This is a genomic window from Ralstonia sp. ASV6 (genome assembly GCF_016429285.1).
GTDB classification, from domain to species: Bacteria; Pseudomonadota; Gammaproteobacteria; order Burkholderiales; family Burkholderiaceae; genus Ralstonia; species Ralstonia flaminis.
The window spans coordinates 1-12,733 of the sequence record NZ_JAELUI010000151.1 but is presented as its reverse complement, the minus strand read 5'-3'; the positions used below and the strand labels follow the sequence as shown (position 1 = coordinate 12,733).

Here is a 12,733-nt window from a genome sequence, read left to right as displayed (position 1 = left end):
AGGGCGTGCACCGCGCATTCCCAACCAAACTTTCTAATCGAGCCGATCACGCAGGCTAATGCGCGAAGCGTTGTCACCGGTTTGACGCACGCGCGCACTAGGCTGCAAGGTTTCGCCTTCTTTTGTGCAGCAGCATCATGGCTCTGAGCCTCGACGACATCCAAACGCTATTTGACCGCCACGGCGGCATCGCCTACAGCGGCGAGCCCGTCACCCAGCTTGAACACGCGCTGCAAACCGCTGCGCTGGCGGAGGAGGCGGGCGCATCGGATGCGCTCATCACCGCCGCACTGCTGCATGACCTCGGCCATCTGCTGAACCTGCAAGGCGATACGCCAACCGCGCACGGCATCGACGATCAGCACCAGTACTTTGCGCTGCCGTTCCTGCGCGCGACGTTTCCGGATGCGGTGCTGGAGCCGATCCGCCTGCATGTGGACGCCAAGCGCTGCCTGTGCGTGATGGACGCGCATTACTACGCGCGCCTGTCTGCCGATTCCGTGCGCAGCCTGGCGTTGCAGGGCGGGGTGTTTTCCGCGGAAGAGGCGGAGGCGTTCATGCAGCGACCTTACGCGGCGGACGCGCTGCAACTGCGCCGCTGGGACGACCTCGCCAAGGCGGCCGGCCAGTCGACGCCCGCTCTCTCGCACTTTCTGGCGACGGCTGCGCGCGTCTCAAACGCAGCGTAGGCTGCGCAGCGTCGCGCCCACAGCCTCATCCCACGGCGTATGCGGCTCGGCGCCCAGTGTCTGCACGAGCTTGGCGTTGTCCATGCGCACCGGGTGCTGCCACAGATAACGCATTTCGCGCATCTCACGCAGCATCTCCGAGAACGGCGCCAGTGCCGGCAGCAGCCACCATGGAAATGCACGCGTCTTGACCGGATGCCCGACCGCACGGCCGATTGACGCGGCCATCTGCGTGCCGTCGGCGTCCCAGTGACCGCGCATGTGATACACGGCAAAGTCCGGCAGGTGGTCGCCTTGTTCGACCAGGCGCAGCATCGTCTCCGCCACGTCCGGCAGATAGGCCCATTGGTGGCCGACACCGCGCGCGCCCGGATAGGTGAGGGTGCTGACGGGCTTGCCTGCATGCACCAGCGCGCCGGCAAACCAGTTGTTACCCGTGTGCGGACCAAAGAAATCCCCAGCGCGCACGATCAGGCTGCGCACGCCGTCGGCGCTGGCGGCCTGCATGCGGCGCTCCAGTTCCACGCGGATCTTGCCCTTGCGCGTGAGCGGCTGTTGCGCGGTGTTCTCACACAGTACGGGAAATGTGTCGGGTCCAAAGTTGTACACCGTGCCCGGCAGCACGATGCGTGCGCCGGATGCGCGGGCCGCAGCGATGGTGTTGTCGATCATCGGCAGCACCTGGCCGGCCCAGTTCTTGTAGCCCGGCGGGTTGACGGCGTGGATGATCAGCTCGGCGCCCTGTGCGGCACCCACCACGTCCTCGCGCACCATCGCATCACCGCGCACCCACTCGAAGGCGGTGTTGCGATCCGTCAGTGCATCCGGATTGCGCTGCAATGCACGCACGTGCCAGCCGCGTGCCACCAGCCGCCGTGCTACCTCGCCGCCAATGCCACCGGTGGCGCCCAGTACCAATGCGATGCGTTTTGCCTGTTCCATGACCCTGCTCCCGACTGAGTGAGCGTTGCGATGGAGGCATTCTGGTCGTGCTTGTGCTTCAATGGAATTGTTGATGATAAGCGTGCTGCTATACGAATTTGTATGAGTGAACCAAGAGTATTCACGGAGCCGGGCTGGGAGCTGTATCGGACCTTTCTGGCCGTCGTGCGGGAAGGCTCGCTGTCGGGTGCAGCGCGCGCGCTGGGGCTGACTCAGCCCACCGCCGGGCGTCACGTTGATGCGCTGGAACAGGCGCTGGGCCTGCCGTTGTTCATCCGCACCCAGCAGGGGTTGAGCCCGACCGAGGTGGCGCTGTCGTTGCGGCCGTTTGCCGAATCACTGGAGTCGACCAGCGCCGCACTGCTGCGGGCTGCATCCAGCCATGGCGAGGGCGTGCGCGGCACCGTGCGCATCACCGCCAGCGAGGTGGTGGCGGTGGAAGTGCTGCCGCCCATCCTCGCTGATCTGCACGCCGCGTATCCGGAGCTGACGCTCGAGCTGGTGCCGTCGAATCGCATGGAGGATTTGCTGCGCCGCGAGGCCGATATCGCCGTGCGCATGCAGCCACCGACGCAGGGCGTGTTGATTGCGCGGCATATCGGTGGCATCGAGCTGGGTGTGTACGGGCACCGGCGTTATCTGGAGCGGCGCGGTGTGCCCGCCACGCTGGGTGATCTCACGGGTCACACGCTGATCGGCTACGACAAGGAGAGCGCCTTTCTGCGCAGCGTGCGCGCGCAGTTGCCGTGGGCGCAGCGCAATCGGTTTGCGCTGCGCACAGACAGCGATCTCGCAGCGATTGCCGCGTTGCGCGCGGGTTTTGGTATCGGCTTCTGCCAAGTGGGATTGGCGCAGCACAATCCGGATCTTGTACGCCTGTTTGCTGACGAGGTTTCGATCGTGCTCGACACGTGGCTCGCCATGCATGAAGACCTGCGCGATAGCCCGCGCTGTCGCGTCGTATTTGATGCGTTGGCGACGGGGCTGCGACGCTACATCGACGGGGAATGACCGATCGTGTTATCTGCCTTGGCGCAGCGGATCGAGCAGGCCTTTCAGGCCGTTGTGATCCAGCTCCTGCATCAGCGCCAGCAGGCGGCCGATCTGCCCCGGCGGAAAGCCCTCGCGCGCAAACCAGTTCAGGTAGTGGCCTGGCAGGTCGGCGATGAGCCGGCCCTTGTACTTGCCGAACGGCATTTGCGTGGTGACGAGGCGTTGGAGGTCTTCGGGTTGCATGGGCGCTATTGTGCCGTGTCAGCGTGAGGTGGCCGCGACAATCAACACAGCTAGCACCGCACACAACGGCGAATACATCCACGTATCCCGCTGCGCAAACACACTGCCACGTACCCGCTTGAAGAAGCCGACATAGCGGAAATCGCCCACCGCACGCAGCGCAAAGATGGCGGCGAGCACGAAGGCGCCGATGCGCAGTACGCCGTGCGAAATCGGCGCGGTCAGGATGCCGGACGCCGCGGCCACCCAGGCTGCCATGGCGAGCAGGATCACCGCGATCAATGCTGTGCCAATCGCGCTCGGCTTGAACACCGGTGCGCCACCCACCGATGGCAGCGCGGCCTGCTTGCCGGCCGTGCCGCCCGCCGCCCAGTACAGATGGGTCAAACCGAGGAAGGCGAGCACTGCGCAAGCAATAGGACCAGCAACGAGGGCGAGGAACATGATGGTGGCTCAGAGGAGGATGCCCCGAGTGTAGTCAGCCGTGTCGCCTGCTGCGACGGCTACGGTGCCGCACCCTGAGCCGGCACACGCGCTGCCACCTGCTCCAGCAGATGCGCCACAAAACTGGAGAGCTTCGGCAACGGCCGCCGATCCTGCCGGTACACGATGTGGATCGGCCGAGGCTCCGGCGCATAAGCCTGCAGCACGCGCACCAATCGGCCGTTGGCCAAGTCTTCCGCCACCAGCACCTCAGGCTGCAGCAACAGGCCGGCACCCGCAATTGCTGCCATGCGCAGGCCGTGGCCGTCATTGCACGTGAAGGCCGGATCGTCGCGCCAGGGCGTGTCGCCATCCCACCCGCGCAACTGCCATGCATTGCGGTTGTTCCACACCATGTGCGAGAGGCAGCGATGCTGCGGCAAGTCCGCTGGCGTCTCGGGTCGCCCATGCCGCGCCAGGTAATCCGGCGATGCGCAGATGACCATGCGATACACGCACAGTGGTTTGGCCACCAAGTCGGTGTCACCCAGCGCACCGATACGGATGGCAAGGTCGAACCCCTCGTCGACGAGATCGACCATGCTGTTGCTCAGGTTCAGTTCCACGCGTACCTGCGGATGCGCCTGTTGGAAGGTCGCCGCCAGCGGGGCAACGACGCATGCGCCGAAGGTGGTCGGTGCGCTCACACGCAGCGTGCCCGAGGGTGATGCGCGTAGCCGTTCGACGGAGGTCTCCGCCCAGCGCACCTGCTCCAGCACGCGCTTGGCATCTTCATAGAACACGCGGCCGGCATCGGTCAGGCTCTGGCGGCGTGTGCTGCGCTGGAGCAGGCGGGCGCCGAGCCGCGTCTCCAGTTCCTGCACGTACTTGCCGACCATCACCGCCGACATCTCCAGCCGCGCCGCTGCCTCGGTGAAGTTGCCGCCTTCCACCACGGCGACGAAGGTTTCCATGCTGCGCAGCTTGTCCATATTCCGAACTGTTGATTAGGAATGGCCGAAGTTACCACGTCTTTATCGCATACAGGGTTCGGCGAAGAATAGACGTCATTCCAATCGAATCAACAAGGAAGCGCAGCATGAAGATCGTCGTAATTGGCGCCAGCGGCACGCTTGGCCGCGCCGTGGTGGCAGAACTGGAGCAGGGCGGGGCACACCAGATCATCCGCGTGGGCCGTACGCAGGGTCAGCATCAGGTCGACATCACCAACGCCGACAGCGTGGCCGCGCTGTTCGACAAAGTTGGCCGTGTGGATGCCATCGTCTCCACCGCCGGCAACCTGTTCTTCGGGCCGCTGACCGAGATGTCGGCGGCGGATTTCAACATCGGCCTGCAGGACAAGCTGCTCGGCCAGGTGCGCCTCGCGCTGGTTGGCCAGCACTATCTGAACGATGGCGGCTCGATCACGCTGACCACCGGCATCGTCGGCCAGGAGCCGATTGCACAGGGCGCCAACGCGACGGCGGTGAACGCCGGGGTGGAGGGCTTTGTGCGGGCTGCGGCGTGCGAGCTGCCGCGCGGCATCCGTATCAATGCCGTCAGCCCGACGGTGCTGACCGAATCGATGGCGGCGTATGGGCCGTTCTTCCCAGGCTTCGAGCCGGTGCCGGCTGCGCGTGCGGCGCTGGCGTATCGGCGCAGCGTCGAGGGTGTGCAGAGCGGGCGCGTGTATCGGGTCGGCTGAGCCAGTGCGGATCGTGAACACGTTAAGGTAAAGGGAATCTCCCCCTTGCCCGCGCGGCGTGACTCCTTCTAGACTCCTTCATCCCCGACCCATCGGTCGGTGAATTCCCAGACTTCCAGATCAAGGGCGGGCATAGAACCCGCCCACACACTTCAGGAGACGGCATGAAGGTTTCGCGCGCCACCCGCATTGCACTCGCTGCCACGGCTCTGTTGGCCGGTACGGCATTCGCCCAGGTCAAGGTCGGCATCACGGTGTCGGCCACCGGGCCGGCGGCTTCGCTGGGGATTCCCGAGAAGAACACCGTGGCGTTGCTGCCCAAGGAAATCGCGGGCAAGAAGATCGAGTACATCGTGCTCGACGATGCGTCCGACACCACCACCGCCGTCAAGAACACCCGCAAGCTCATCACCGAAGACAAGGTTGACCTGGTGATCGGCTCGACCGTTACGCCCAACTCGCTGGCGATGGTGGATGTGGTGGGCGAGAGCGAAACGCCGATGATCACGCTGGCCGCCTCGGCACGCATCATCGAGCCGATGGACGCCAAGCGCGCGTGGGTCTTCAAGACGCCACAGAACGACTCGCACATGGCCACCGCTATTGCCGAGCACATGGCCAACCATGGTGTGAAGACCGTCGCACTGATCGGCTTTGCCGATGCCTACGGCGATTCGTGGGCGCAGGAGTTCGACAAGGTGGCGGGGCTGCGCAAGTTGAAGGTCGTGGCCAATGAGCGCTTTGCGCGCACCGATACCTCGGTGACGGGGCAGGTGCTGAAGATCATGGGTGCCAATCCGGATGCGGTGCTGATCGCAGGCTCGGGTACACCAGCCGCGCTGCCGGAACGCGCACTCAAGGAGCGCGGCTACAAGGGCAAGCTGTACCAGACGCACGGCGTGGCGAATGCCGACTTCCTGCGGGTGTGCGGCAAGGATTGCGAGGGGACGTTCCTGCCGGCCGGGCCGATTCTTGTGGCCGAGCAATTGCCTGACAGCAACCCGGTGAAAAAGCCGGCGCTGGCGTACAAGACCGCATATGAGAAGGCTTACGGCGGGCAGGTCTCGACCTTCGGTGGCCATATGTGGGATGCCGGTCTGCTGTTCGCCAACGCGATGCCCGAGGCCCTGAAGAAGGGGCAACCCGGTACGCCGGCATTCCGCAAGGGGCTGCGGGATGCGATGGAAGCGACGACCAATCTGGCGATCTCGCATGGTGTGATGAACATGAATGCGAAGGATCACCTGGGGTTGGACCAGCGCTCGCGGGTCATGGTTGAGATCAAGGACGGCAAGTGGAAGCTGCAGAACTGACGACGTAGCAGCCTTATCGCCCCAAGCAAAACGCACGGTTCGCGCCGTGCGTTTTGCTTTTGCGACGCAGCTCAGGCGAGCGCCACGCTTTGCGGCACCGGGGCGGCGTTGCCCTCGGGCAGGGCGGCGTGGATCTCGGCGGGGTCCCCATCGCTTAGCTTGAGGCTTGCCGCACCGAGCAACCCGTCGAGCTGCTCCGGTCGCCGCACACCCACAATCGCACCTGTGACGACCGGATTGCGCAGCGTCCAGGCGATGGCGACTTCGGCCGGCGTCTTGCCATGTTGCGCGCCCACACCGCGCAAGACCTCCACCAGCGCCAGATTGCGCGTCAGGTTTGGCTCCTGAAACTCGGGGCTGCGCTGTGCGCGCCAGTCGTTGGCCGGCAGCGCCACAACCCGCTCGCGCGTCATGCGTCCCGACAATAGCCCCGATTGCAGCGGCGAATAGACGATGTTGCCGATGCCATGCGCCGCCGTGTAGGGCAGGATGGATTCCTCGATGCCACGCATCAGCAGCGAGTAGGGCGGTTGCAGAGAGGTAATCGCCGCCACGGCACGGGCCCGTTCCAACTGGGTCGCGTCAAAGTTGGAGACGCCGATCTGGCGGATCTTGCCCGCTCGCCGCGCCTGTTCCAATGCGGCGATGGCCGCTTCGATGGATTGTTCGGGCGCGCCCGGCGGAAAGGCGGGCCAATGAATCTGGTACAGGTCGATCGTTTCCACGTTCAACCGACGCAGGCTCGCGTCGATTTCACGTGAAAGCGATGCGGGATCCAGCGAATGCGAAATCCTGCCCTGTGCGTCCCACACCAGCGAGCCCTTCGTGAAGACGTAGGGGCGTTGCCCAGCGGGCAGCTCGCGCAGTGCCTGGCCCACAACCGTTTCAGCATGACCCAGTCCATAGGCGGCGGCCGTGTCGATCCAGTTGATGCCGGCATCCGTGGCGGCGGCAATGGCGGCGATGGAGTCGCGGTCGTCCTGCGCGCCCCAGCCATATTCCCAATTGCCGCCGCCCGAGGCCCAGGTGCCGAAGCCGAGTGGGGAGATGTGCAGGTCGGATTGACCGAGTTGTCGTGTCTGCATGGCGATGTCCTTGTCAGATCAGGGAGAGGAGTCGCCAGTCTAGGCAGCGTGATCGCGCCGATTAAGTGGATAGAATCGGATGCACTATGAAGACAGAATTCACAATCGATCCGGACCTGCTGCCTGCGCTCGATGCATTGCGGCGCGTGGCCGAGGTCGGCAGTTTCACGCACGCGGCGGCGGCGCTGGAGGTCTCAACCTCCGCACTGTCGCAGACGATCCGGCGGCTGGAGTCTGCGCTCGGCGCGCAACTGCTGGCGCGTACGACGCGGCAGGTGAGCGTTACCGAAGCGGGGGAGGCCTTGCTCGCTGTCGCGCGGCCGAGTCTCGACGCGCTGTACGGCGCGATGGCGGAAGTGGGCGAGCGCGCGACGGAGCCGCGCGGTACGTTGCGCGTGACGGCTTCGCGCGTGGCGTATCAGGCGGTGCTGCAGCCGGTACTCGGCGATTTCCTCTCGCGCTATCCGCGTATCGAGCTGGAGGTGTCGGTGGACGATGGCCTATCCGCCATCGTCGCAGACCGCTTTGACGTCGGCATCCGCTTTGGTGAGCGTGTCGAGCGCGACATGGTTGGCGTGCCGATCGGGCCGGCGCGACGCATCGCGGTGGTGGGCAGCCCGGCGTATCTGCAAGCGTATGGCACACCCCATTCGCCGGACGCACTGCGCGGGCATCGCTGCATCCGCTACCGTTTCCCGAGCAGCGGCATCTTGTATGACTGGGAGTTTGTCGAGCCCGCGCAGGGCGGCGCGATTCAGTCGGTCGACGTGGCTGGTGGTTTCATCGCGAATGATGTGCTGGCGATGGTCGGGGCGGCAAAGCAGGGCGTTGGCCTGGCCCATGTGCTGGAAGACCTCGTCGCCGAGGATGTGACGAACGGGCACTTGGTCCGGGTGCTCGAGGCGTGGTGCCCGCCGATGTATCGCTTTCATCTCTATTTCCCGCGCACGCCACAGATGCCGGGCAAGCTGCGCGTCTTCATCGATTTTCTGCGCGCTCGGTCGGGTAGCGGGGGCGGTGAGTCGCCTGACTGATGTGTTTCACGTGAAACACAACGGGCGGAACAAGCGGTGCATGTTTCACGTGAAACACGAAATCGGCGGTTATTTCGCGCCGATTGCCGCATCGTCGAACAGCGCGATACATCGGCGACTTATAATTCGGCTTCTTCAAATTTCCGATGCCTCCATGCGAGGAGGAAGCCATGCTGTATCCAATTGAATTCGATGTGATCGTGGTGGGCGGCGGACATGCCGGCACCGAGGCCGCCCTGGCGGCGGCGCGCATGGGGTGCCAGACCCTGCTGCTGACGCACAACATCGAAACGCTGGGGCAGATGAGCTGCAACCCGTCCATCGGGGGCATTGGCAAGGGCCATCTGGTCAAAGAGGTCGATGCGCTGGGCGGTGCCATGGCAATTGCCACGGACGAGGGGGGTATCCAGTTCCGTATCCTCAACTCCAGCAAGGGGCCGGCAGTGCGCGCCACCCGTGCCCAAGCCGACCGTGTGCTGTACAAGGCCGCGATCCGCCATCGCCTGGAGAACCAGCCGAACCTGATGCTGTTCCAGCAGGCCGTCGAAGACCTGCTGGTGGAGGGCGACCGCGTGGTCGGCGCCGTGACGCAGGTGGGCGTGCAGTTCCGTGCACGTGCGGTCGTGCTGACGGCGGGGACATTCCTCGACGGCAAGATCCACGTGGGGCTGAACAACTACACTGGCGGCCGCGCGGGCGACCCGGCGGCGGTGTCGTTGTCGGCCCGGTTGAAGGAGTTGAAGCTGCCGCAAGGGCGTTTGAAGACCGGCACGCCCCCCCGGATTGACGGCCGCAGCATCAATTTCTCTGTCCTGGAGGAGCAGCCAGGTGATCTGGATCCGGTGCCGGTGTTCTCGTTCATGGGGCGGGCGGATATGCATCCGCGCCAGGTGCCGTGCTGGGTGACGCACACCAACGAGCGCACGCACGACATCATCCGCGCCGGGTTGGACCGCTCGCCGATGTATACAGGCGTGATCGAAGGGGTGGGGCCGCGCTACTGCCCGAGCATCGAAGACAAGATTCACCGCTTCGCCAGCAAGGATAGCCACCAGATTTTCCTGGAGCCGGAAGGCTTGGCGACCAACGAGTTCTACCCGAATGGCGTGTCGACCAGCCTGCCGTTCGACGTGCAATTGGACCTGATCCACTCGATGCGCGGCCTGGAGAATGCGCACATCCTGCGCCCTGGATATGCCATCGAATACGACTACTTCGACCCGCGCGGGCTGAAGGCCTCGCTGGAATCGAAGGCGATTTCGGGCCTGTTCTTCGCCGGCCAGATCAATGGGACGACCGGCTATGAAGAGGCCGCCGCCCAGGGTCTGCTCGCCGGTATCAATGCCGGCCTGCAAGTGCAGGGCAAGGATGCCTGGACGCCGCGCCGTGACCAGGCTTACCTGGGCGTGCTGGTCGACGACCTTATTACCCGGGGCGTGACCGAGCCGTATCGCATGTTCACCAGCCGCGCGGAATTCCGCCTGAGCCTGCGTGAAGACAACGCCGACATGCGTCTGACCGAGGTCGGTCGCACGCTGGGCGTGGTCGATGACGCCCGCTGGGACGCATTCAACCGCAAGCGCGACGCTGTTTCACGTGAAACAGAGCGCCTGAAGTCGACGTGGGTGAATCCGGCAACCCTTCCGCTGGAAGATGCCGAGCCGGTGCTGGGGAAGGGCATCGAGCGCGAATATGCGCTGGCCGACTTGCTGCGCCGCCCGAACGTGACGTACGAATCGCTGATGGGCATGCAGGGCGGCAAGTACGCGCTTGAAGCGCCGCTGGCTGAAGATCCGCTGCTGGCCGAGCAAATCCGCGAGCAGGTTGAGATTGGCATCAAGTACCACGGCTACATCGCCCGCCAGGCCGATGAGGTGGAGCGCCTGGGCGCAAATGAGAACACCCGTCTGCCGGCCGATTTCGACTACTCGCAGGTGCGTGGCCTGTCGATCGAGGTCCAGCAGAAGCTGGCCAAGCACAAGCCTGAGACCATCGGGCAGGCGTCGCGTATCTCCGGCATCACGCCGGCAGCGGTGTCGCTGCTGCTGGTGCATCTGAAGAAGGGCGTACTGCGCGGCCAGGTTGGCCCCCGCGCCGGTGCAGAAGGCGAGGCCGCTTGATGGCAAATGCACTGACCAACGCCCGCTCGGAGTTGGAGGCGGGCGCCCGTGCGCTCGGCCTGTCGCTGGACGAAGCCCAAGTGGATCGTCTGCTGGCGTACCAGGGGCTGCTCGCCAAGTGGAATCGCGTCTACAACCTGACCGCCATCCGCGACGCGGGTGAGATGCTCACGCATCACCTGCTGGATTCGCTCTCGGCTGTCTCGCGCATTGCCGAGCTGGCGCGCCGCGCGCAGCCAGAAGCGCCGCGTGTGCTGGACGTGGGCTCCGGTGGTGGCTTGCCCGGTATTCCGCTGGCCATCGCCTACCCCGATGTGAGCGTCACGATGGTCGACATCGTGCAGAAGAAAACAGCTTTCCTGACGCAGTGCCGCGCCGAGCTTGGCCTGACCAATGCCCAGTCGCATTGGGGCCACGTGGAAAAACTGGTCGACGCTACCGGCTACGGCGTCATCACTTCGCGTGCGTTTGCCGAGCTGGCCGACTTCGTCAATCTAGCCGGACACTTGCTGGCCCCGGGTGGCCGCATGGTCGCCATGAAAGGCGTGCGCCCCGATGCCGAAATCGAGCGCTTGCCTGCTGGCTGGATCGTTGAGGCCATCGAGCGTCTGACCGTGCCGGGGCTGCCGGCCGAGCGTCATTTGGTCATCCTTGCGCCGTCGGCGTGAGTCATTCACCGCAGAGGAGTCATGTCGCATATTTTCGTGATCGCCAACCAGAAGGGTGGGGTCGGCAAGACCACCACCACGGTGAACCTCGCGGCAGGGCTGGCCGCGCAAGGGCAGCGTGTGCTGCTGGTCGACCTCGACCCGCAGGGCAACGCCTCGATGGGCTCGGGCATCGACAAGCACACGCTCGAATTCAGCATCTATCAGGTGTTGGTTGGCTTGGCGACGATTCCGCAGGCGCGCCAGCGTTCGGAAGCCGGCCGCTATGACGTGCTGCCCGCCAACCGCGACCTGGCCGGCGCCGAAGTCGAGCTGGTCGATCTGGAGCACCGCGAAAATCGCCTCAAGCTTGCGCTGGCCGAGGTGGATGCCGACTACGACTTTGTCCTGATCGATTGCCCGCCGTCACTGTCGTTGCTCACGCTCAACGGCCTGTGCGCTGCGCACGGCGTGGTTGTGCCGATGCAGTGCGAGTACTTCGCGCTCGAAGGGCTGTCGGATCTGGTCAACACCATCAAGCAGGTGCACGCCAACCTGAACCGTGATCTGAAGGTGATCGGTCTGCTGCGCGTGATGTTCGACCCGCGTGTGACGCTGCAGCAGCAGGTGTCGGCGCAACTCGAGTCGCACTTTGGCGACAAGGTCTTCAAGACGGTGATTCCACGCAACGTGCGCTTGGCCGAGGCGCCGTCGTACGGCATGCCGGGCGTGGCATTCGATCCCGCATCGAAGGGTGCTAAGGCCTATCTGGATTTCGGCGCCGAGATGATCGCGCGCGTGCGGCAGATGGCCGAGTTGCCGGCCTGAGCGCAAGAGGAACAACATGAGCACGATGAAGAAAAAGGGATTAGGCCGCGGCCTCGAAGCGCTGCTGGGCAGTCCCGCCGAGATCGTCGAGACCGCCAAGCAGGAGGGCGCGCCAACGGTGCTGAAGCTCGACCAGATGCAGCCCGGCAAATACCAGCCGCGCACGCGCATGGACGAGGGTGCACTGCAGGAACTGGCCGCGAGCATTCGCGCGCAGGGTCTGATGCAGCCGATTCTGGTGCGCAAGATCGCGTCCGACGGGCCGCAGCCCAAGTACGAAATCATCGCGGGCGAGCGCCGCTTCCGTGCCTCGCGCCTCGCCGGCCTGACCGAAGTACCGGTGCTGGTGAAGGACGTGCCGGACGAATCGGCCGCCGCCATGGCGCTCATCGAAAACATCCAGCGTGAAGACCTCAACCCGCTGGAAGAAGCGCAGGGCATCGCGCGCCTCGTGCGTGAATTTCAGTTCACGCACGAGCAGGCGGCGGAATCGGTGGGGCGCTCGCGCAGCGCGGTGTCGAACCTGCTGCGCCTGTTGAATCTCGCTCAGCCTGTGCAGACGATGTTGATGGCCGGCGACATCGACATGGGCCACGCCCGTGCGCTGCTGGCAGTCGACAGTGCGACACAGATCCTGTTGGCCAACCAGATCGTCAACAAGCGTCTGTCGGTGCGCGAGACGGAAAAGCTGGTGGCGTTGACGCTCAAGCC

14 protein-coding genes are annotated in these 12,733 nt (G+C 64.8%); 9 read left to right on the top strand and 5 right to left on the bottom strand.

Going from position 1 to position 12,733, the window contains the following annotated elements; all coding sequences use genetic code 11:
* Window positions 1-137: 137 nt before the first annotated feature.
* Window positions 138-689, top strand: a complete 552-nt coding sequence (locus tag JHD73_RS23010) for a phosphonate degradation HD-domain oxygenase (protein WP_199032497.1) — start codon at window positions 138-140, stop codon at window positions 687-689.
* Here JHD73_RS23010 and JHD73_RS23005 read toward each other — a convergent pair.
* Window positions 675-1,631 (bottom strand): SDR family oxidoreductase, encoded by a 957-nt coding sequence (locus tag JHD73_RS23005; protein ID WP_199032496.1) that lies wholly within the window; start codon window positions 1,629-1,631, stop codon window positions 675-677. The two genes, JHD73_RS23010 and JHD73_RS23005, sit on opposite strands and share 15 nt — an antisense overlap.
* A gap of 102 nt (window positions 1,632-1,733) precedes the next feature.
* Here JHD73_RS23005 and JHD73_RS23000 point away from each other — a divergent pair, with 102 nt between their 5' ends.
* A complete protein-coding gene (locus JHD73_RS23000; RefSeq protein ID WP_199032495.1) occupies window positions 1,734-2,642 on the top strand; it encodes a LysR family transcriptional regulator in 909 nt (302 codons plus the stop codon).
* Between the two features lie 9 nt (window positions 2,643-2,651).
* On the opposite strand, the gene JHD73_RS22995 is transcribed toward JHD73_RS23000, so the two are convergent.
* Genes JHD73_RS22995 through crgA form a run of 3 tightly spaced genes read right to left on the bottom strand, consistent with a single transcriptional unit; the run spans window position 2,652 to window position 4,282 of the window.
* Window positions 2,652-2,867: a DUF3820 family protein gene (locus JHD73_RS22995; RefSeq protein WP_021197147.1), complete on the bottom strand. Its 216-nt coding sequence runs from the start codon at window positions 2,865-2,867 to the stop codon at window positions 2,652-2,654.
* 18 nt (window positions 2,868-2,885) lie between these two features.
* On the bottom strand, window positions 2,886-3,311 hold the full coding sequence (locus JHD73_RS22990) for a DUF3995 domain-containing protein (RefSeq protein WP_199032494.1): 426 nt from the start codon (window positions 3,309-3,311) through the stop codon (window positions 2,886-2,888).
* A 59-nt stretch (window positions 3,312-3,370) separates the two neighbouring features.
* Window positions 3,371-4,282 (bottom strand): LysR family transcriptional regulator CrgA, encoded by a 912-nt coding sequence (gene crgA / locus JHD73_RS22985; protein ID WP_199032493.1) that lies wholly within the window; start codon window positions 4,280-4,282, stop codon window positions 3,371-3,373.
* 107 nt (window positions 4,283-4,389) lie between these two features.
* On the opposite strand from crgA, the gene JHD73_RS22980 reads away from it, so the two are divergent.
* Together JHD73_RS22980 and JHD73_RS22975 are read left to right on the top strand one after the other, a co-directional pair.
* Window positions 4,390-4,995, top strand: a complete 606-nt coding sequence (locus JHD73_RS22980; protein WP_199032492.1) for a short chain dehydrogenase — start codon at window positions 4,390-4,392, stop codon at window positions 4,993-4,995.
* 164 nt (window positions 4,996-5,159) lie between these two features.
* Window positions 5,160-6,308 carry an ABC transporter substrate-binding protein gene (locus JHD73_RS22975; RefSeq protein ID WP_199032491.1) on the top strand — a complete coding sequence of 383 codons (1,149 nt, stop codon included), beginning with the start codon at window positions 5,160-5,162 and terminating at the stop codon, window positions 6,306-6,308.
* Window positions 6,309-6,379: 71 nt separating this feature from the next.
* On the opposite strand, the gene JHD73_RS22970 is transcribed toward JHD73_RS22975, so the two are convergent.
* Window positions 6,380-7,393 carry an aldo/keto reductase gene (locus JHD73_RS22970; RefSeq protein WP_199032490.1) on the bottom strand — a complete coding sequence of 338 codons (1,014 nt, stop codon included), beginning with the start codon at window positions 7,391-7,393 and terminating at the stop codon, window positions 6,380-6,382.
* Window positions 7,394-7,479: 86 nt separating this feature from the next.
* Here JHD73_RS22970 and JHD73_RS22965 point away from each other — a divergent pair, with 86 nt between their 5' ends.
* From JHD73_RS22965 to JHD73_RS22945, 5 genes are all read left to right on the top strand, one after another.
* Window positions 7,480-8,427 (top strand): LysR family transcriptional regulator, encoded by a 948-nt coding sequence (locus JHD73_RS22965; RefSeq protein ID WP_199032489.1) that lies wholly within the window; start codon window positions 7,480-7,482, stop codon window positions 8,425-8,427.
* Window positions 8,428-8,597: 170 nt separating this feature from the next.
* Window positions 8,598-10,547, top strand: coding sequence for a tRNA uridine-5-carboxymethylaminomethyl(34) synthesis enzyme MnmG (gene mnmG, locus JHD73_RS22960; RefSeq protein ID WP_199032488.1), 1,950 nt, complete (start codon window positions 8,598-8,600; stop codon window positions 10,545-10,547).
* Entirely contained in the window at window positions 10,547-11,215 is a 669-nt protein-coding gene (gene rsmG, locus JHD73_RS22955; RefSeq protein WP_199032487.1) for a 16S rRNA (guanine(527)-N(7))-methyltransferase RsmG, read from the top strand. The genes mnmG and rsmG overlap by 1 nt, the downstream gene beginning before the upstream one ends.
* Window positions 11,216-11,236: 21 nt before the next feature.
* The gene (locus tag JHD73_RS22950; RefSeq protein WP_199032486.1) at window positions 11,237-12,022 is read left to right on the top strand and encodes a ParA family protein; all 786 of its coding nucleotides are present in this window, start codon (window positions 11,237-11,239) and stop codon (window positions 12,020-12,022) included.
* Between the two features lie 16 nt (window positions 12,023-12,038).
* Window positions 12,039-12,733: ParB/RepB/Spo0J family partition protein (locus JHD73_RS22945; RefSeq protein WP_199032485.1), on the top strand; the 695-nt coding region annotated here is incomplete at its 3' end.